13 protein-coding genes are annotated in these 19,199 nt (G+C 68.8%); 6 read left to right on the top strand and 7 right to left on the bottom strand.

Features of this window, described 5'->3' with window-relative positions; genetic code table 11:
- The first annotated feature begins 669 nt into the window (after positions 1-669).
- Positions 670-1,281, top strand: coding sequence for a DUF7344 domain-containing protein (locus tag ACSC1W_RS08560; protein ID WP_435346634.1), 612 nt, complete (start codon positions 670-672; stop codon positions 1,279-1,281).
- A 75-nt stretch (positions 1,282-1,356) separates the two neighbouring features.
- Here the strand turns inward: ACSC1W_RS08560 and ACSC1W_RS08555 are convergent, their stop codons facing one another.
- Complete coding sequence (locus tag ACSC1W_RS08555; RefSeq protein WP_435346632.1) at positions 1,357-2,226, bottom strand: DsbA family protein; 870 nt, start codon at positions 2,224-2,226, stop codon at positions 1,357-1,359.
- A gap of 325 nt (positions 2,227-2,551) precedes the next feature.
- Between ACSC1W_RS08555 and glmS the strand changes: the two genes are divergently transcribed.
- Positions 2,552-4,366: a glutamine--fructose-6-phosphate transaminase (isomerizing) gene (gene glmS / locus ACSC1W_RS08550; RefSeq protein WP_435346630.1), complete on the top strand. Its 1,815-nt coding sequence runs from the start codon at positions 2,552-2,554 to the stop codon at positions 4,364-4,366.
- Positions 4,367-4,394: 28 nt separating this feature from the next.
- Entirely contained in the window at positions 4,395-6,077 is a 1,683-nt protein-coding gene (locus ACSC1W_RS08545; RefSeq protein ID WP_435346628.1) for an asparagine synthase-related protein, read from the top strand.
- Positions 6,078-6,158: 81 nt separating this feature from the next.
- Here ACSC1W_RS08545 and ACSC1W_RS08540 read toward each other — a convergent pair whose 3' ends face one another.
- From ACSC1W_RS08540 to glmM, 3 genes are all read right to left on the bottom strand, one after another.
- Positions 6,159-8,414, bottom strand: coding sequence for an oligosaccharide flippase family protein (locus ACSC1W_RS08540; RefSeq protein WP_435346626.1), 2,256 nt, complete (start codon positions 8,412-8,414; stop codon positions 6,159-6,161).
- 91 nt (positions 8,415-8,505) lie between these two features.
- Positions 8,506-9,687, bottom strand: a complete 1,182-nt coding sequence (glmU, locus tag ACSC1W_RS08535) for a bifunctional sugar-1-phosphate nucleotidylyltransferase/acetyltransferase (RefSeq protein WP_435346624.1) — start codon at positions 9,685-9,687, stop codon at positions 8,506-8,508.
- A 135-nt stretch (positions 9,688-9,822) separates the two neighbouring features.
- A complete protein-coding gene (gene glmM, locus ACSC1W_RS08530; protein ID WP_435346622.1) occupies positions 9,823-11,169 on the bottom strand; it encodes a phosphoglucosamine mutase in 1,347 nt (448 codons plus the stop codon).
- Positions 11,170-11,347: 178 nt separating this feature from the next.
- Between glmM and ACSC1W_RS08525 the strand changes: the two genes are divergently transcribed.
- Positions 11,348-12,307, top strand: coding sequence for a rhodanese-like domain-containing protein (locus tag ACSC1W_RS08525; RefSeq protein WP_435346620.1), 960 nt, complete (start codon positions 11,348-11,350; stop codon positions 12,305-12,307).
- A gap of 6 nt (positions 12,308-12,313) precedes the next feature.
- Here the strand turns inward: ACSC1W_RS08525 and ACSC1W_RS08520 are convergent, their stop codons facing one another.
- The 3 genes from ACSC1W_RS08520 to ACSC1W_RS08510 form a co-directional block, all read right to left on the bottom strand.
- Positions 12,314-13,762 carry an RtcB family protein gene (locus tag ACSC1W_RS08520; protein ID WP_435346618.1) on the bottom strand — a complete coding sequence of 483 codons (1,449 nt, stop codon included), beginning with the start codon at positions 13,760-13,762 and terminating at the stop codon, positions 12,314-12,316.
- Between the two features lie 104 nt (positions 13,763-13,866).
- Complete coding sequence (locus tag ACSC1W_RS08515; RefSeq protein ID WP_435346616.1) at positions 13,867-16,335, bottom strand: xanthine dehydrogenase family protein molybdopterin-binding subunit; 2,469 nt, start codon at positions 16,333-16,335, stop codon at positions 13,867-13,869.
- Entirely contained in the window at positions 16,336-16,878 is a 543-nt protein-coding gene (locus ACSC1W_RS08510) for a (2Fe-2S)-binding protein (RefSeq protein ID WP_435346614.1), read from the bottom strand.
- A 239-nt stretch (positions 16,879-17,117) separates the two neighbouring features.
- Between ACSC1W_RS08510 and ACSC1W_RS08505 the strand changes: the two genes are divergently transcribed.
- Positions 17,118-18,542, top strand: coding sequence for a dihydroorotase (locus tag ACSC1W_RS08505; RefSeq protein WP_435346613.1), 1,425 nt, complete (start codon positions 17,118-17,120; stop codon positions 18,540-18,542).
- Between the two features lie 12 nt (positions 18,543-18,554).
- Complete coding sequence (locus ACSC1W_RS08500) at positions 18,555-19,151, top strand: nucleotidyltransferase family protein (protein WP_435346611.1); 597 nt, start codon at positions 18,555-18,557, stop codon at positions 19,149-19,151.
- The last annotated feature ends 48 nt before the right edge of the window (positions 19,152-19,199 follow it).

The raw sequence follows: 19,199 nt of genomic DNA, 5'->3' as shown, positions 1-19,199 counted from the left end.
GTCGCGTCTCTCGGCCGTCGCGGTTCTCGTCGCATCTCTCGGCCGTGGCGTCTCCGAAACCGTCTCTCGTCCCGTCTCTCGGCCATGGCGTCTCTCGTCCATACCCCGACGAACCCCGACGGTCGCCAGGAGCGACGGGCCGGTCCACCAGCGTGAGTCCGACCCCGTCTTCCGGGACGGTCGAATCGGCCACACCCGGCGAGAGGCCACAGGCTCGCTCCTGTCGGGCTCGAGCACCTGGAGGACCCATCACTATCGGTTGCTCGTTCGAGCCGCCTCTCGACCGACTCAGCGCCCGGCCTCCCGGTGGGTCAGACATTAATTTCTGCGTCCGGGACGCGAAATGGCCCTACTTGTCGGTTCGAGTACCGTTCTCCCCCCGTCTCGACGGTGGGGGGAGACCGTCCGAGTTCGGCCTGCCTGGCCGGCCGGAGACGCGGGTGGCTCAGCGGCCGTCGAACGGGGGTGAAATCCTGCAACTGTCCGAATCCTGAACTCTTTCGTGGCTGGTTCTCGGCCGTCGTCAGCGCTTCACCAAACCGGCCGTAGAACGGTTCAAGCAGAGGATGCAAAGGTTTGCAACGGTCGGAATGGGTCTGCAAACGTCTGCAAATGGCGGGACTAAATTCCGGATTTATGATGGCTGGGTCTAAGGGGTAACCTGGAACCATGACGACGCTCGCTACCGCCGCAACGACCGACGCCGAGATCGAACCTCCCGAACGCACGGCAGCCGAGTGTGAGTTGCTCTCCGAGGACGAAGTATTCCACGTCTTACAGAACCAGCGCCGCCGCTGGGTCCTGAAGTACCTGGAGGGCGAGGACGGTCCCGTCCGGATGCGCGACGTGGCCGAACAGGTCGCCGCGTGGGAGCACGAGACGACCGTCCAGGGACTGACCTCGACCCAGCGCCAGCGCGTCTACATCCCCCTCTACCAGAACCACCTCCCGAAGCTGGACAAACTGGGCGTCATCGACTACAACCAGAGCAGGGGCATCGTCGAGCGCAAGCCCCTCGCCGACCAGTTGAACACGCACCTGGACCCCTTCGAGTTCGCCGACCAGCGGTCGGCACGGGACGAGGAGTCCGAGGAGGGCGAGTTCAGGTGGGAGTACCCCTACATCGGCCTCTCGGCCCTGGGGACGTTCCTCGTCGCCGGCAAGGCCTTCGGACTGTCGCTGCTCGCACCGGCGCCCGACCTCGTGCTCGGGATGGTGATACTCTTCCTGTTCACCCTGACGACCTCCGTCCGCCTCGTGAGCGAACGCCTCGCGGCGTAGGTCAGTTCGACGACCGTCGGTGCGCGTCAGCAGTGTTCTCGCCCCGTTCCGACGTCGCTCGCAGACGCCCCACCGTCAGTTCTGGACCGCCTCGTCGAGTTGCGAGAGCGTCTCCTCGAAGTCGACCGTCGGGGCGGTGACGCGCCCGTCGACGGCGACCCGGGGCACTGACCAGACGCCGCGCTCGGCCGCCGCCGTCACGGTCCGGCGAACGGGGTCGTCGTAGGACCCGTTGGTGAGCCGTTGCCGTACCGTCCGGCGGCTGGACACGCCACTCGACTCGGCGAACCGGAGCAACAGGGAGGGCTGTGCCCACTCGTACCGCTCCTGTGGCTGGTTGCCGAACACGTACGAGAAGTACGACCAGAACGACGCGGGGTCGACGTCCCAGACCGCGAGTCCCGCCCGTGCGGCCCTCGGCGCGTCCGGGCCGAGGAACGGTTCTCCCGACCGGTAGGCGACCGCCCGGAACTCGAGTGCAACCTGCCCCGGTTCGACGTACCGCTCCACGACGGTCGGCAGGTCGGTCAGGACGAACTCCCGGGTGTACGGGCACTTCCAGTTGCCGTACAGCGTCGCGGTGACGGACGCGTCGTCGTGGCCCATCCGGGCGTACTGGCTCTCGCCATCCGGGACCGGTACGCCGGCGTAGGACACCTCTGGTGGCTCGACCGTGACCGACTCGGTCGACCACCCGTCGGACTCCCCGGTCGTCGTCTCGTCGGCCGTGCTCGTCCGCTCCGGTCGGTCGGTCCGCGTCGTGGTCGAGGCCGCTGTGGGCCGACGGGTCCCGCCAGTCGCGGTCGTCCCGTCGTCGTTCGACGCCCGGTCGACCACGTTCGTGCAGCCACCGAGCGTCGCGACGGTCACGGTTCCGAGCGTTCCTAGAATTCGCCGTCTCGTGCGTTCGTGCGGCATGTACGGGGTGATGCCCGCGACGGTCATTACTATCGACGTCGTAAACCGTCGCAACCGTCGCGCCCGGCGAACCCACGACGGGGGCGCGATTCTGCTCGCTGGCTTATCGGGATGATAACGGCTCGCTTACCCGGTCTATAGTAATGCGGTACAGGGCGCTATCCCGGGACGAGACGTTCGAGTACCAGCTCGAAACAGCCGAAACCTGAGTATCCCCACCAATGATACGAACTTCCACCCCAGACCGTTCCCCGACGCCGTGTGGCCGACACGACCCGAACGCCGTCGTCACGCCCCGGTACGACCCGACCGTTCGTCACTCGCGGCCGTCCCGCCGCCGGAGGGCCGTCTGATGTGCGGTATCGTCGGCAGGGTCGGCGACGACGAGGCCGTCGAACGGGTCGTCGCCGGACTGGAGAACCTCGAGTACCGCGGCTACGACTCGGCCGGACTGGCCCTCCAGAACGGCGCGGGGCTCGAGGTGCGCAAGTCCACCGGCAAGGTCCAGGAACTGAAGGACCAGCTCACCGTCGAGTCGGCCGACGGGAACGTCGGCATCGGGCACACGCGCTGGAGCACCCACGGTGCCCCCACCGAGGAGAACGCCCACCCCCACACGAACGAGACGGGCGACATCGCCGTCGTCCACAACGGCATCGTCGAGAACCACTCGTCGCTCCGCCGCCGCCTGGAGCGCGAGGGCGTCGAGTTCACGAGCGACACCGACACCGAGGTCATCCCCCACCTCGTCGACCACTACTACGACGGCGTCGACCCGAAGTGGGCGTTCACCCGCGCCGTCCGGGAACTCGAGGGGAGCTACGCCGTCGCCGCGATGTTCGACGGCGAGGACGCCGTGTTCGCGGCCCGACAGGGGTCGCCGCTCGTCCTCGGCATCGACGAGGACCAGTACTTCCTCGCCAGCGACGTGTCCGCCTTCCTCGAGTACACCGACGAGGTGGTCTACCTCGAGGACGGTGACGTCGCCACCGTCCGCCCCGAGATCGTGACGGTGACCACGGTCGAGGGCAGGCCGGTCGACCGCTCCGTCGAGTCCGTCGACTGGAACCCCGAGGAGGTCAACAAGGGTGCCTACGACCACTACATGCTGAAGGAGATAGAGTCACAGCCCTACTCGCTGACCAACAGCATCGAGAGCCACCTCACCGATGCGGGCGACGCCATCGACGTCGACGTGTTCGACCCGGCGACCATCGCCGGGTTCGAGGAGGTGCAGTTCGTCGCCTGCGGCACCTCCTACCACGCCGGCCTGTACGCCGCCAACGTGCTGAACGAGGCTGGCATCCGCGCCCGGGCGTTCCGGGCCAGCGAGTACCAGGTCGCCGCCGACCCGGTGAGCGAGGAGACGCTCGTCGTCGCGGTGACCCAGAGCGGCGAGACCGCGGACACGCTCGGTGCGATGCGGACGGCCTCCAGCGCGGGAGCGCACGTGCTGACGGTCACGAACGTCGCCGGTTCGACCGCGGTCCGCACGGCCGACGAGTCGCTGTTCATCCACGCCGGCCCCGAGATCGGCGTCGCCGCGACGAAGACGTTCTCGTCGCAGGCGGTCACGCTCTCGCTGCTCGCCCAGCACCTCGCCGAGTACATGGAATCGGGCACGCCACACCCCGAACTCGACGCCGTCCTCGACGGGGTCCGGTCGCTCCCCGGCGACCTGCAACGCGTCGTCGACAGCGAAAGCGCGTCGATGCTGGCGAACTACTACCTCGACAGCGACGCGTTCTTCTTCATCGGCCGGGGGCTCGGTTACTCCGTGGCCCAGGAGGCCGCACTGAAGTTCAAGGAGATAACCTACGAGCACGCAGAGGGCTTCGCCTCCGGCGAACTGAAACACGGTCCGCTGGCGATGGTGACCCCCCGGACGCCAGTGTTCGCCATCTTCACCGGGAGTCACGACGAGAAGACGCTCATGAACGCAAAGGAGGCCCAGACGCGCGGTGCCGACGTCGTCGCGGTTGCGCCCGACGGCCACCCGGCGATAGACGAGACGGACGCCCATCTCCCCCTCCCCGAGACCCATCCGATGTGGGCGGGGCTGCTCGCGAACGTCCAGTTGCAGTTGCTCTCGTATCACGCCGCGAACGAACTCGGTCGATCCATCGACAAACCACGGAACCTCGCCAAGAGTGTTACAGTCGAATGAGCTCCCGTCCATCCGACGGACCGATACCATGAAGAAGGAACTCTTCGGCGTCTTCGGCGACCGGTCCGAGTTCCGTCGGTACCGGTCCGAGACCGAGTTCGACCGAGTCGTTGAGGGCGACTCGGCCACGGTCGGCGTCCGCGACGTCGCACACGGCATCCCGGGGCGGACGACAGTCTACGACGGCGACGACGGCGTCTGCGTCCTCTGGGGCGAGGTGTTCCCGTCGCGGCACACCCGGACCGGCACCGCCGAGTGGTTCCTCGACCGGTACTCCCGGTCCGGGACCGACGCCCTGTCCGAGTTGAACGGGTCGTACGTGGCCTTCGTCGACGACGGCGACGACGCGCTCGTCGCGACCGACCAGGCCAGGACCTGGGAGTGCTACTACGCCGACGCCAACGGGTCGCGCATCTTCGGGACGGACCCGAACGCCGTGGTGGCCCACATCGGGTCGCCGGACCCGTCGACGCAGGCGCTCCTCGAGTTCCTCCACCTCGGCGTCGTCCTCGGAAACCGGACGACCATCGAACAGCTCCGTCGCACGCCGTTCGACGGCTGCCTGTACCGCGACTCGACCGAGGAACTGCGGCGGTTCGTCTACGACCCCGCCGAGTTCGACTACGTCGACGAACTCGCGTCCCGACTCCAGCGCGCCCTCGCCCGGCGGTCGAAACTCCCCGGCAAGAAGGGCCTGCTCCTGAGTGGCGGCTACGACTCCCGCACGATACTCGCCGGCCTGCCGACCATCGACGAGTGTTACACCGTCGGCACGCCACACAGCGCGGAGGTCGAGGCGGCGCGGCGCGTCGCCGGCCAGTACGACGTGCCACACGAACTGCTCCGCGTCGACGAGCGCTACCTGACCCCGGTCGACGACGTCATCCGGTACGGCCACGGGATCAAGGAGTCGCTGCACATCCACCACGCGGCCTACGACCGCGAGATGGACGTGGACACGATGTACCACGGCCTGCTCTGGGACACCTTCTTCAGGGGGCACTTCCACCCGAGAGACCGGTTCGAGGTCTTCGGGTTCGAGGTGCCGAGAACGCGCCTCGAACCGGACCCAGGTCTCGCGGAGACGCTGGTCGACGAGAAGTTCGGCTTCATCGGGACGGAGATGGACCTCGTCGCCGACGCGGACGTGGCCGGTGACGGCCGTGCGATGGCGCTCGACGCGGTCGAGTCGCAACTCGACGGCCAGTCCGACCGCTACGACACCATCTACAACGCCATCGACCTCGTCGGGATACTGAACCAGCCGACGATGCCGTTCCGGAACCACCTGGCGGACAACTACATCGAGTCGTTCGTCGTCGCCGACCAGGAACTCATCGACTGGCACCTGCGGACGCCCCCGGAGCACCGGAACTCGCGGACGCTCCTGAAGGCGATGCGTCGCATCGACCCGGACGTCCTCAGGCATCGACCGCCGGACCGACCGTACGACTCGATGCACCTGAACACGGCCCAGAACTTCCTCCGCAGGAAACTCCCGTTCGTGCCCGACCTGGAGGGCCCCTGGGCCAACTGGTCCGAGCACTACGACCGCAACCACTTCGACGAGCGACTCTTCCCCGACGACCCCGACGTCCACGACCTGCCGCCGCGACTCAAACTCCGCATCAACGACATCAGCACGTGGCTGGACGCGACGACCGACGACCGGGAAGGCGTCCCGTCCGACGCGCTCTGCTCGCCCGTCTGAGCCCTTCTCGACCCGACCTCTGCGTAGATCCGTTCCGGAGCGACGGGTGTCGCGTCGACCGACGACGCCCGTCCTGCGACCCTACCCGAGAGCGACCGTCACCGCGTGGCGGGCGACGCCGTACTCGTCGGCGACCAGCGTGGGACCGTGAAGGCCGAACGTGCCGGTGAAGAGGCCGTCGAAGAGGCCGAGCACCCCGTCGGTCGAGGTCGAGTCCGTCGACGTGCTGGTCTGGGTCGTCGTCTGCGTGGTGGTCTCGGTCTGCGTCTGGGTCGCGGTGCTGGTCTGCGTCTGGGTCGCGGTGCTGGTCTGCGTCGACGTGCTGGTCTGCGTCGCCGTCTGCGTCGTGGTGCTCGTCTGGGTCTCCGTCTGCGTCTGCGTCGTGGTGCTCGTCTGGGTCTCCGTCTGCGTCTGCGTGGCGGTCGCAGTCTGGGTCTGCGTCGCGGTGCTCGTCTGCGTCTGTGTCTGCGTCGCCGTCCGCGTCGGAGGTGGCGTCGTCGACGTCTCGGTCCGCGTCGGCGGTTCCGACGTCCCTGTCTGGGTGCCCGTCGACGTCCCCGTCCGGGTGGCGGTCCGCGTCGGTTCCTGGGCTGTCCCAGTCGTCGTGTCCGTCGGCGGGGGCGCGGTAGTCGGCGTCGGCGTCTGGGTACCGGTCCCCGGCGGTGCCGTCGTCTCGTCGTCGTCGCCGGGCAGTCCGACGCCGATGTCTCCGACGCCGGGACCGGCGACCGCGACGCCGAGACCGGTCAGGAACAGGAGCGAACCGGCGACGAGGAGCACAGTCTGGACGACCGTGACCGTGTCCGTGCCGCCGCGCGTGCGCCTCCCGTCGCCCCGGGTCCGGAGACGAGTCGTCCACCGCCCGACCGGGTCGGGGAACGAGGCGAGCACGGAGAGTATCTCGTCCGCGCCGAGCGCACCGGTCAGCAGCGCGAACGAGAGGTAGATACCCAGCCCCACCGGGGGGACGACGGCCAGCGCGAGGACGTCGTTCTGGAGGACGGTCGCGAGGTAGAAGATGGGGACGATGGAGAGGAGTATCGTGGCCATCGTCCGGACCAGGCGGGCGTCCGAGAGCGGGTCGAACCCGAGTCGGCGCGCGCCCCAGACGTGGAGGACGAACATCGACCCGTAGCTGATGCTCGTCGCGACGGCGGCCCCGTTCATGCCGAACTGGCCGATGAGGACCCAGTTCAGCACGAGGTTGAGACCGGCGGCGACGCCGGTGGCGGTGATGAGGACCCGCAGTTCGCCCTTGCCCTGCCCGATGGCGAGGATCGGTCGCGCCACGGCGAACCCGAGGGCACCGGGCAGGAGCAACAGCAGCGGGACCCGACTGGCGAGGTACTCGTCCGGGTAGAGGATGGGAATCGCCCGGGCGGCCAGCGCGGCGAGTCCGATGGCGAGCAGTGCGGTCAGGAGGAGCGTGTACCTCGTGACGCGGGCCGCGATGGAACTGATGCGCGCCTCGTCCTCGTTCGCCCAGAGCTTCGACGTCGAGTGCAACAGCACCATCTGCATCGACAGCGGGACGAACCAGAGGAACTCGGCGAGGGTCAGTGCGATCTTGTAGTACTGTGTCTGCCGGCGGCCGGCTATCGGTCTGAGCATGAGTATGTCTACGTGGAACAGCGAGGTTATCAGCAGGACCAGCAGGATGCTGAACCCGTTGAAAGCGAGCATCTCGCGGCGCGGGAACTCCAGCGACGGGACGCGGAGTACCGAGCGGAGCGACACCTGCCGGTGGATGAGCGCGAACCCGAGCAGCGCCACGACTGAACTGGCGATGACGTGGCCGACGAGGACGCCGACGACGCCGTGTCCGAGGTACGCCAGCGTCAGGGCACTCCCGAGGAAGACGACCTTCCCCACGACCCTGAGCGGTTCGGAGTGGGCTTCGAGGCCGAACCCCATCAGGGTCCGGCGGGTGTACTCCCTGAACTGCGCGGCGACGACGAGCACCGCGAGCAGGTAGAAGTACGCCTCGAAGTTCTCCCCCGGGAGGACCGGCAGGAAGGCGTCGGCCTGGACCACGCCGACGAGAAACGCGGCCCCGAGGGCGGCCAGGAACACCGCGAGGCGGAGGTAGAACCCGACCACGTGTTCCTCCCAGTTGGGGTCGTCGCGCTGTTCGGCCAGGAACTTGCGGACCCCGTCGGTGACCCCAGAGCTGACGAATATCATGAATATCGCGAACACCGACATCAGGAACGCGTAGTCGCCGTACTTCGCCCCGAGGAGTCGGGTCAGCAGGGGCGAGGACGCGAGTCCGAGCAGGAGCAGGAGGACCTTCGTGCTGACGAGCGAGAGGAACCCGCTCGTGATACTTCGCTCCACGGGTCAGGCCACCCCCGCGTCGGCGTCGTCCAGTTCCGGGCGGCGCCGCCGGACCACCGGGACGCGGCGGCGGGAGCGCACGACTGTCGGGTCAGCGGTCACGGCTCACACGTTCACCTGGTTCGGTCGTCGCGTCCGTCGAGAGCGTCACGCCCGGGTCGAGACTGGTGTTGATGCCGATCTTCGCACCGGCCCCGGCGACGACGCCGAACTTCCGGCGGCCCGTCGAGACGCGGTCGCCCTTGACGGTGAGCGCGACGGTGTCGTCGTCGTGGCGCAGGTTCGCGACGTTCGTCCCGGCCCCGACGTTCACGCCGGGTCCCAGGACGCTGTCGCCGACGTAGGAGAGGTGGTTCAGGTTCGTCCCCGCCATGACGACGCTGTTCTTCAGTTCGACGCCGTGGCCCACCGAGGCGTCAGGTCCGACGAGCGTCGCGCCCCGGACGTAGGCGTGCGGTCCGACGTGGGCACCGGCCCGTATCAGCGTCGGCCCTTCCACGACGCTCCCGTCGGCCACCGTCGCGCCGGCCTCGACGACCACGTCGTCGCCGACACTGGCGGTCTCGCCGACCGACCCCTCGATGCGACCCTCCAGGTCCGCCAGTTTCCACTCGTTGGCTTCGAGGAGTTCCCACGGTCTCCCGACGTCCAGCCAGTGGTCCAGTTCGACCGCGGTCACGTCGACGCTCCGGACGGCCCGGGCGAGCACGTCGGTTATCTCTCGCTCGTCGCGTTCGCTCGGCGGGACGTCCAGCCAGTCCCGCGCCTCGGCCGGGAACACGTACGCCCCGGCGTTGACGAGGGTGCTCGTCGGGTTCTCTGGCTTCTCCTCGATACCGGTCACGCGCTCGCCATCGGTCGTCAGGACGCCGTAGGAGGACGGGTCGTCGCGGTGGACCGCGGCGACGCTCGGTCCGGCCTCGAACAGGGCCGCCACGTCGTCCGGTTCGTAGAGGTTGTCGCCGTTGAGGACGGCGAAGTCGTCCTCGAGCAGGTGGCTGGCAGCACGCACCGCGTCGGCGGTGCCGTTCTGGTCGGACTGGACGGCGTACCGGACGGGGACGCGCTCGTACTCCGACCCGAAGTAGTCCCGGACGGCGTCGGCGCCGTAGCCGACCACGAACACGAGTTCGTCGGCCCCGGCCTGCACCGCCGCGGAGGCGACGTGGGCGACGATAGGTCGGTCGGCGACCGGTAACATCGGTTTGGGGACGGCGTCCGAGAGCGGCCTGATTCGTGTCCCTCGTCCGGCGGTTAGAACGACTGCTTGCATTGGGCGCGTCTATCGCCCTTCGAGGCTTTATTATAGGGACGATAAGGGGGTTTCGCCCCGCTCTCCTGCGGAAATCGCGTCTGATCGCCGGGGTCGGGACCGCCGACGGTGCCCGGCGACCCGCCCCGGACGTGGTCACTCCGACTGCAGCGTCGCCGACTCGGCGGCGTCGGCCGCCTCCTCGAACAGGGACCGCGCCGCCTCGAACAGTTCGGTCGCACGCTCGGCCTCGGCCGCCTCGGCCGTGAGGCGGACGAGTGGCTGGGTCCCGCTCGCGCGCACGAGGAACCAGCCGTCGCCCCGGTCGACGCGGACGCCGTCCGAGGCGTCCACCTCGTCGTACGACGCCGCGGCGAGTCGGCCGACGTGGTCCATCACCTCGTCTTTCGCGTCGACGGGTCGACTCTCGCGGCGAGTGACGTACCCCCCGATGGCGTCGAGTTGTGTCGAGAGCGGCCCCCGGTCGTGGACCGTCTCGGCGAGGCGGCAGGCCGCCAGTGGACCGTCCGGACAGAGCGTCTCGTCCGGCCAGATCCACGCGCCGCTCGGTTCGCCGCCGAAGACGACGTCGGCCTCGGTCGCCCGTTCCGCGACGTAGACGTCGCCGACCTTCGTGCGGACGACCGACGCGCCCACTTCGGCGAGCGCGTCGTCGACCGCGAGACTCGTGTTCAGGGGGGCTGCGACACGGTCGCCGTCGCCCGCACGTGCCCGACCGAAGAGCGCGAGCAGGTGGTCGCCGGGGACGAACGCTCCCGTCTCGTCGACGGCCATCGTCCGGTCCGCGTCGCCGTCGTGGGCCACCCCCAGGTCGGCGTCGGTCGCGGCCACGAACCGGCAGAGGTCCTCGCACGTCTCTGCCGTCGGTTCGCTCGGGCGGGCGGGGAAGGTCCCGTCGGGTTGTGCGTTCAGCGTCGTCACCGTCGCGCCGAGGTCCCGCAACGCCGTGGCCGTGACGGCACCCGCGCCATTGCCGACGTCGACCGCCACGTGGACGCCGTCCAGCGACCCGCAGGCGTCACACAGCGCGGCGACGTGCCGCTCGTGACTCTCCTCCCAGCGGTGCTCGCCGCCCACGCCGTCCGCGCCGACGAGTTCGTACGCTCCCTCGTCGAGTCGGCGGGTGATCTCGGCGCGCTGGTCGCCGTCGAACGCCTGTCCAGAGGGGTTCCAGAGCTTCAGGCCGTTGTCCTCCGGGGGGTTGTGCGACGCGGTGACGGCGACACCTGCGTCGGCGTCGAGCCAGCCGACGCTCCGTGCGATGGTCGGCGTGGCCGCGGTACCCACGTCGACGACCGTCCCACCGCACTCCCGAACCCCGGCAGAGAGCGCGTCGGCCAGCATCGCGCCGCTCTCGCGCGTGTCTCGACCGACGACGACGTGTCGATAGCCCTCGGACGCGAGCGCCCGACCCACCGACAGCGCCAGGTCGGCGGTGACGTCGCTCCCGACTTCGCCCCGGATACCGCTCGTTCCGAACATAGTCCGACAATCGGGAGCCTCGACCTAACTATTCGGAGCCTAAACCGCACGAGGCCGGGGACGGAACCGGCTCGACCGCGTCGTCCGGGGCGCTCTCGCGCCGGTCGACGCGGCTTCGCGGTGCCGTGACTGCTTACCTGCACTATAATAAACGGTATCCGACGGGTAGGCCAGTGCGATGACTGACCGACAGCTGACACGCAGACGAGCGCTGAAGATCACGGGTACGTCCGCACTCCTCGGACTCGCGGGCTGTATGGGTCTCGGCGACGGGACCGGCGAAGAGACGGCCACGACGAGTAAGGGGTCGCCGTCCTCGCCAGCGACGACCGCGAACACCAGCACCGGGACGGCCACGTCGGAGGAGGGGACGACGGACGCGACCGGCTCCGTCGACCTGGAGGGCCCGAGACACGGCGACGACCTGCCGGCCGACACCACTCCGGACGACGGCTACCCGCCCGAGTTCCAGACGGTCCCGCAGGGACTGGACGTCGACCCCACGTCGTTCGACACGCTCCAGCGTGGCGACTACGAGATACGACTGGTCCCGACCGACGTGGCGTACTACTGGTACGCCCGGGGGGAGGCACGCTTCGCCGACGCGCGGAGTCAGACCGAGTTCGACGCCTCCCACGTCTTCGGTTCCGTGCTCAGTCCCGCCGGCGACGGGAAGGACCTGCCCGACGACCCGGCGCTCCAGTGGCCCGAGGACGACCGCATCATCACCTACTGTGACTGTCCGCACCACCTGTCGTCGCTCCGCGCCGCGTCGCTGAAGAGTCGCGGCTACCAGGAGGTGTACGCCCTCGACGAGGGGTTCTCCGCGTGGCGCGAGAACCAGTTCCCGATGGCCGGGTCGGACGTCGGTCGCGCCCCCGCAGTCCGGGTCGTCGACGGCGTCGTCCCGGAGCGACACGCCGGCGAGACGGCGTGGGCCTACCACACCGACTCGAACCAGCGCGAGGCGACCCAGATCGGCGCCGACGGGAGCTACGAACTCCACCTCAAGTTCTACGAGGTCGACCGGCAGTCGACCGTCCGCATCGAGACGCCGGCCTACACCGTGACCGCGACGCTGGCGGAGTTGACGGGCGGGACCATCGCACGAGACGGGTCCATCTCCGCCCAGTCGTAGCCGAACTCACTTCCTCGCCTTCAGGTTGTGGACGACCTCCAGCCAGTCGACCACCTCGGCCGTCGGTTCGATGGCCTCGGCGATGGCCTCTGCTGACTTGTAGGCCATCGGCGCCTCGTCGAGGACGCTCTCGACGACGGACTCCGAGTAGACGTCCGCCATCGCCGCCTCGAACGCCTCGACCGAACCGGTCTCGTGGGCCTCCCGCCTGCTCATCACGCGTCCGGCCCCGTGGGGTGCGGTCCGGTGGTACGCGTCGTTACCGCGTCCGCGCGCCAGCACCGACCCGTCGGCCATGTTGAACGGGACGACGAGTCGCTGCCCGTCTCGCGCCGGCGTCGCGCCCTTCCGGATGGTCAGGTCCTGGAAGTCGACGTAGTTGTGGACGGACTGGAAGCGGTCGACCGGGTCGACGTCGAGGGCCGCACAGACCGCCTCGCTCATCAGGTCGCGGTTCCAGCGGGCGTACTGCTGGGCGAACAGCATGTCGACGTAGTAGCCGTGGGCCTCCCGGCCGTCCAGCCAGTCCAGCGACTCCTCGCGGTCCGGCACGTCCTGCAGGGGCCGCGAGAGCACGTCGAAGACGGCCTCTATCTCGCTCCCCTCGAAGTCGGCCCGGATGCGCTCGGTTCGAAGGTGGGACTCGCCCATCCCGCCCGTGACCCACCGGTAGAGGTCGGCGTCCCCGACGGTCTCGGGGTCGAACTTCAGGTACTCCGCGTACTCCCCGGGGATGGCGTCCCGGATGGCGTCGGCGTTGCGGTACTGGCTGGCCCGGTGCTGCCAGTACTCCGCGACGGACTTGCCGAGGTAGCGCGACCCGCTGTGTATCACGAGCCAGTAGTCGCCCGACTCGCGGGCCCTCGCGAACTCGACGAAGTGGTTGCCGCCGCCGAGGGTCCCCGCGCTCTGGATGACGTACCCCATCCCCTGGCGCTGGCGGCCGAGGACGCGCCGACAGAGGGACTCGAAGTAGTCACCGTCGTAGCCGTCGAAGTCGAACCCGACGGGGTCGACGGGCTGACCGAACCGCTCCTCGTAGGCCGCGGCGAACCGGTCGAACGCCTCGTTCGCCCTGTCGAACGGGAACTCGTCGACGAGGTGGGGCGCGTCGTCGTAGTCGTGGACGGCCCGGCCCATCGGCACGGCCTCGCGGACGCGCCGTTCGCGCTCCGGGCCGTCGAGGGGCAGGTCGGGACCGAGGTTCGTCGCGGCCATGCCACACCCGACGTCGACACCGACGACGTTCGGGACGACGCGGTCCGGGAGTGGCATCGTGAACCCGATGGGTGCGCCCGCACCCGGATGCGTGTCGGGCATGACGCGGACCGGTTCGGTGAACGCCGGGTGGTCGACGAGGGTCTGTATCTGGTCGACCGTCGCCGGTTCGACCAGGCTCTCGTCGTCGACCAGCACCCGGGCAGTCGTGTACGTCCCGTCGACTTCTATCGCCATTCCTCTTCCCGTCGGTGGCGGGTCCTTTTGAAGGTGTCCCACCCGTGTGACGTCGACCCACTCCGGGTCTCACCGAATCGTCGCCGTGAAGAGAAGCGTCGTCGCTACTCCGACTCCCGCAACCGCGCCCGTGCCCGGTGGGCGGTGAACGGAATCTCGTCGGCGCGCACGTCGAACTCCTCCAGGGCCCGGTTGATGGAGCAGGCGATGGCGGCCGGTGCGTCTATCATCCCGCCCTCGCCGACGCCTTTCGCACCGGTCTCGGTGAACGGCGACGGCGTCACCGTGTGCTCCATCTCGATGTCGGGAACGTTCTTGGTCGAGGGGAGGAGGTAGTCGAACATCGTGATGGCCTGGGGCTGGCCGGTCTCCTGGTCGTACCCGAACTCCTCCATGAGCGCCGCACCGAGACCCTGTGCGATGCCGCCGTGTGCCTGCCCCTCGACGATCATCGGGTTCAGCATCGTCCCGCAGTCGCGGAGCGTGTAGAACTTCAGCACCTCTATCTCGCCCGTGTCGACGTCCACCTCGACGATGGGCGCGTTCACCGCGTACGCCGCCGTCGGGTAGACCGGGAACTTGCCGGTCAGCGCCTCGTCGAAGTCCGACACCGCGGTGGCAGGGTGCTGGTAGTCGTAGCTGACGCGGGTGCGACCGTCGCCCGAATCGGCGTCGACGGCGGCGAGTTCGGCGAGCGACAGGCGCTCGTCGGTGCCGGTCCGTTCGACCGACCCGTCGCGGTAGGTGACTGCGTCGCGCTCGACGCCCCAGTGGTCGGCGGCCAGCGACGCGAGGGTCTCGCGCAATCGCTCGCCGACGCCGACGGCGGCACCGGAGAGCATCACCGCCATCCGGGACGCGGCGCTCCCGTACTCGGTCGGCGCCTCGACGCTGTCGAGGTAGCCCACCTCGATGTCGCTCGGGAGCAGACCGAGTTCGTCGGCGAGCAACTGCGCCACGAGGGTCTGGTGGCCCTGTCCCGAACTGTCGGTCGCCAGCCAGGCCTGGACGGTGCCGTCCTCGCGGACCTCGGCCCGGAGGTGTTCGGGCAGTTCCGCCACGTCCTCGCGGTGACGCGCCGCGAGTTCGTCGTCCCCGGTGCGCTGACGGTCGGTCCAGTCGGACCCGGAGACGCCGGGTTCGATGAGGACCGAGGGCTGTGTCCCGCGATAGAACCCCTCCTCGCGGCGTCGTTCGACGACCTCGGGGTCGAGCAGGCCGCCCTCGCACCGGACGCGTTCGTCGAGTATCTCCTCCATCCGGTCCATGGCGGCGGGGTAGTCCCCGGAGTCGTAGATGTTGTAGGAGGGGAGCCTGTACGGCATCTGCTCGGGACCGACGAGGTTCCGGCGGCGGAACTCGGTCGGGTCGATGCCGAGTTCGCGGGCCGCGTCGTCGACTATCATCTCCAGCGCGTAGTGGTGCGGGTCGACGCCGAACCCGCGGTAGGCCGTCTGTGCCGTCTTGTTCGTCAACACGAGGTCGTACTCGTAGCGCACGTCGTCGACGTCGTAGGAGTTCGTCAGCACCGAGAGCGGCTTGAGCACCTGGTTGACGGGGTAGTGGGGGAACGCGCCGAAGTCGTCGACGAACCAGACGTCGAGGCCCCTGATGGTCCCGTCGTCGTCGCAGGCGAGTCGCATCTCGTACTGTCGGTCGGAACAGTGGACGTCCCCGCCCTGGAGGTTCTCGATGCGGTCCTCGACGAACCTGACCGGTCGCCCGGTCTGCTCGGCGGCCATCGAGACGAGGTTGACGTAGCGGTGGATGGCTATCTTCGTCCCGAAACTGCCGCCGACGTCCGCGGGGACGTTCAGGTGGACGCGGTCCTCCGGGCGGCCCAGCGTCTCGTAGACGGTGTCGTCGACCAGCGTGTGCAACTGGATGTTGCAGTCGATGTGGAAGCTGTCGCCGTCCTCGTCGTACCGGGCGACGGCGCCGGCCGTCTCCAGCGGGACCCCGGAGAGACGGCCCCATCGGTAGCTCCCTTCGACCACGTGGTCGGCGTCCTCGAACGCGCCGTCGGGGTCGCCGAACTCCAGGCGTTCGTTGTCGGCGACGTTCGTCCCCTGCTCCTCGTGGACGAGGACCTCGTCCTCGCGGGCGGCCATCCCGTCGACCACGGAGTCGAGCGTCTCGTACTCCACGTCGACGAGGTCGACGAGGTCTTCGGCGACGTACCGGTCGCTGGCGACGACCACGGCGATGGGTTCGCCGACGAACCGCGCCGTGCCGTCGGCGAGCGACCACTCCTCGAACCCGGCCAGTCCGCAGGGCTGTGGGTTGTACTCCTCCTTGATGTCCTCGACGGTGAGGGCGAGTTCGCAGTCGGGGTGGTCCTCGGCCTCGCTGGTGTCGACGTCGACGACGTTCGCGTGGGCGTGGACGCTCCTGACGATGGCCATCTCCAGGCAGTCCGGCGGCGTCACGTCGTGGATGTACTCCGCCTCACCGGTGAGGATGCGGCGGTCCTCGAACCGGCGGACGCTCTGGCCGGTGAAGGACTGCCCCCCGACCTCCGCCTCCGTCTCCGTCTCGGACTGGCTCTCCGGTCGGGCGTCGGATTCGGACATTCACTCTCCCTCCGCGAGGCCGCCGTCGGTCGCCGGTTCCTCGTCGAGGCGGTCGGCGGCGCGCTGGACGGCGCTGTAGATGTTCTGGTAGCCGGTACACCGACAGATGTTGTCCGCGAGGCCGTCTTTCACCTCGTCCCGGTCCGGGTCGGGGTTCTCCTCCAGCAGCGACTTCGTCGCCATCACGAACCCGCTCGTACAGAAGCCACACTGGAGGGCGTGCTCCTCGTGGAACGCTTCCTGGATGGGGTGGAGGGCCCCCTCGGGAGCGAGTCCTTCGACGGTGCCCACCTCGCTCCCGTCGGCCTGGACGGCGTAGAGCAGACAGCTCTTGACGATGTCGCCGTCGAGCGCGACCGTGCACGCGCCGCAGACGCCGTGTTCGCAGCCGACGCGGACGCCCCGTTGTCCGCACTCCTGTCGGAGGAAGTCCGAGAGCTTCAGACGCGGCTCTATCTCCCGCGTCACGGTCTCGCCGTTGACCGTCACCGAGACCTCTCTGGTCGGAGCCGCAGCCGAGTGAGATGTGTCATCCATGCTCATAGTCGATACCGCTCTAGTTCCGCTGTCGGCGACTTATAGGTTCGCCTCCGTGTCCGGCATTTTCGGCGGTCGTGCTGGTGGGCCCGTCCGCGAGAGTCGACCGCTGGCGAGGTAGCAGGGAGTTACCAGCTACGGGGGGTCACGGCGACGGGCACGCGCGGGGGTACTGGCCGTCTAATCCGCCGACTGGACGACTCCGCGAGACCAATAGCTAAGTGTGGGGAGCGTGACCGAGCATCATGGAACGAGCAGACCTCTGCATCCGCAACGCACGCGTGGTGACGCCGTCGGGAACCCTCAACGGGGGCGTCGCGTCGAAGGACGGGACCATCGTCTCGGTCGGCGGCGACGCGTCGCTCCCGGATGCCGACCGGACCATCGACGCCGAGGGGAACTACCTCGTCCCGGGGTTCATCGACCCCCACGTCCACTGGGGCCTGTCGCGCTACGAGTTCGACTACCACGAGGGACTCGAACACGACTTCGAGACCGAGACCCGCGGCGCCGTCCACGGCGGCGTCACGACCGTCGTCAACTTCCTGCTCCAGCCGGACCCCTACCTGCCGGACATGGACTTCTTCCGCCGTGCCGGCGAGGAGAACTCGTACATCGACTTCGCGTACCACGCCATCGTCCACAAGGACCACCACGTCGAGGAGATAGACGACCTCGTCGACGAGGGCGTCCGGTCGTTCAAGGTGTTCTTCAACTGGTACAAGCACGCCTCGCCCGAACTCGGCATCGACCACTCCGACGCCGGTCGGGTCTACAAGGTGCTCGATAAGGTGTCCGAGGTCAACGACGGCGTCGTGATGTTCCACGCCGAGAACGAGGACCTCGCCTACGAGCGTCGGCAGGAACTCCAGGCCGAGGGGCGGAACGACCTCGAGGCCTGGTCCGAGTCGGCCCCGAACATCTGCGAGGCGATGCAGATAGAACAGATCGGTCGCATGACCGAGTACACTGACTCGCGCGCGTACATCGTCCACATGAGCACGGGCGAGGGGGTCGACATCTGCGAGCGCTTCCAGGAGCAGGGTGTCAACCTCCACGCCGAGACGCTGCCGGCGTTCCTCACGCACACCAAGGACGAGGAGGAACTCGGCGTCTGGGGGAAGATATCGCCGCCGCTCCGGGGCGAGGAGAGCAAGAAGCGCCTCTGGGAGGGCCTTCGCAACGGGACGGTCGACTACCTCGGCACCGACCACTGCCCGCACAAGATAGCGTTCAAGGAGAAGGACACGGGCAAACACGGCGACATCTGGGACGCCATCCCCGGCGACAACAACGGCATCGAGTACTTCCTGCCCGTGATGATGAGCGAGGGCGTCAACAGGAACCGCATCAGCATGGAGCGCCTCGTCGAGGTCTGTGCCGAGAACAACGCCAGGCGCTGGGGACTCTACCCACGGAAGGGCGCGCTCGTCGAGGGGAGCGACGCCGACATGGTCGTCGTCGACATGGAGAAGTCGAAGGTCGTCGACGACGACTTCTACCACACGATGGAACCGCGGTACTCCACGATGCACGGGTGGGAACTGACGGGCCTGCCGACCCACACCGTCGTCGGCGGCGCGGTCGTCGTCGAACACGACGAACTGCAGGTCGACCCCGGCGGACGCGACTACCTCGCCCGCGGCGAGAGCGGCGTCGAGATGGGGTGAGTCGGGCGCACGATGCCCGGCGTCCTCGGCGTCCTGCTCGCGGCCGGTACCGGGTCCCGCTTCGACGGGCGGAACAAACTGCTCGCACCCCTCGACGGCGACCACGTGGTCCGTCACTCGGCGCGGGCGCTGCTTTCGGCACCGGTCGACGACCGGATCGCCGTCCTCGGCTACGAGGCGGACCGGGTGGCCGAGGCGCTCGCCGACCTCGACGTCGAGACGGTCCACAACCCCGACTACGCGGCCGGACAGGCGACGTCGGTGGCCGTCGGTGCGCGCGTCGCGGCCGAACGCGACGCCACCGCCGCCGTCTTCCACCTCGGGGACATGCCGTGCGTCCGACCGGCGACGATACGGGCGCTCCTCGACGCCGCCGACGGGAGCGACGCCGGCATCGTCGTGCCGACGTTCGAGGGGAGACGGGGGAACCCGGTGCTGTTCGGGGCCGAGCACTTCGACCGCCTGCAGGACGTCTCTGGCGACACCGGCGGCAGGGTCCTCTTCGAGCGCTACCCGGTCGAGCGCGTCCCGGTCGACGACCCGGGCATCCACCGCGACGTCGACACCGAGGCCGACCTCGAGGCCCTGCGTGCGGCCTGTGAGAGCTGAGTCGCGTCCCGAACGCCTGCGGTCGAGGTAGCCGAGTGCCGAGTGTCC

This window comes from Haloarchaeobius marinus (assembly GCF_051207415.1).
Taxonomy (GTDB): Archaea; Halobacteriota; Halobacteria; order Halobacteriales; family Natrialbaceae; genus Haloarchaeobius.
This window is presented reverse-complemented; position numbering and strand designations above follow the sequence as displayed.

What these genes read in the sequence shown, in the direction of transcription:
- ACSC1W_RS08520 (WP_435346618.1), bottom strand. Translation starts at nt 13,762, where the DNA reads ATGGCGATAGAAGTCGACGGGACGTACACGACTGCCCGGGTGCTGGTC.
- ACSC1W_RS08500 (WP_435346611.1), top strand. Translation starts at nt 18,555, where the DNA reads ATGCCCGGCGTCCTCGGCGTCCTGCTCGCGGCCGGTACCGGGTCCCGC.
- glmM (WP_435346622.1), bottom strand. Translation starts at nt 11,169, where the DNA reads ATGTTCGGAACGAGCGGTATCCGGGGCGAAGTCGGGAGCGACGTCACC.
- ACSC1W_RS08510 (WP_435346614.1), bottom strand. Translation starts at nt 16,878, where the DNA reads ATGAGCATGGATGACACATCTCACTCGGCTGCGGCTCCGACCAGAGAG.
- ACSC1W_RS08555 (WP_435346632.1), bottom strand. Translation starts at nt 2,226, where the DNA reads ATGACCGTCGCGGGCATCACCCCGTACATGCCGCACGAACGCACGAGA.
- ACSC1W_RS08525 (WP_435346620.1), top strand. Translation starts at nt 11,348, where the DNA reads ATGACTGACCGACAGCTGACACGCAGACGAGCGCTGAAGATCACGGGT.
- ACSC1W_RS08505 (WP_435346613.1), top strand. Translation starts at nt 17,118, where the DNA reads ATGGAACGAGCAGACCTCTGCATCCGCAACGCACGCGTGGTGACGCCG.
- ACSC1W_RS08545 (WP_435346628.1), top strand. Translation starts at nt 4,395, where the DNA reads ATGAAGAAGGAACTCTTCGGCGTCTTCGGCGACCGGTCCGAGTTCCGT.
- ACSC1W_RS08515 (WP_435346616.1), bottom strand. Translation starts at nt 16,335, where the DNA reads ATGTCCGAATCCGACGCCCGACCGGAGAGCCAGTCCGAGACGGAGACG.
- glmS (WP_435346630.1), top strand. Translation starts at nt 2,552, where the DNA reads ATGTGCGGTATCGTCGGCAGGGTCGGCGACGACGAGGCCGTCGAACGG.
- glmU (WP_435346624.1), bottom strand. Translation starts at nt 9,687, where the DNA reads ATGCAAGCAGTCGTTCTAACCGCCGGACGAGGGACACGAATCAGGCCG.
- ACSC1W_RS08560 (WP_435346634.1), top strand. Translation starts at nt 670, where the DNA reads ATGACGACGCTCGCTACCGCCGCAACGACCGACGCCGAGATCGAACCT.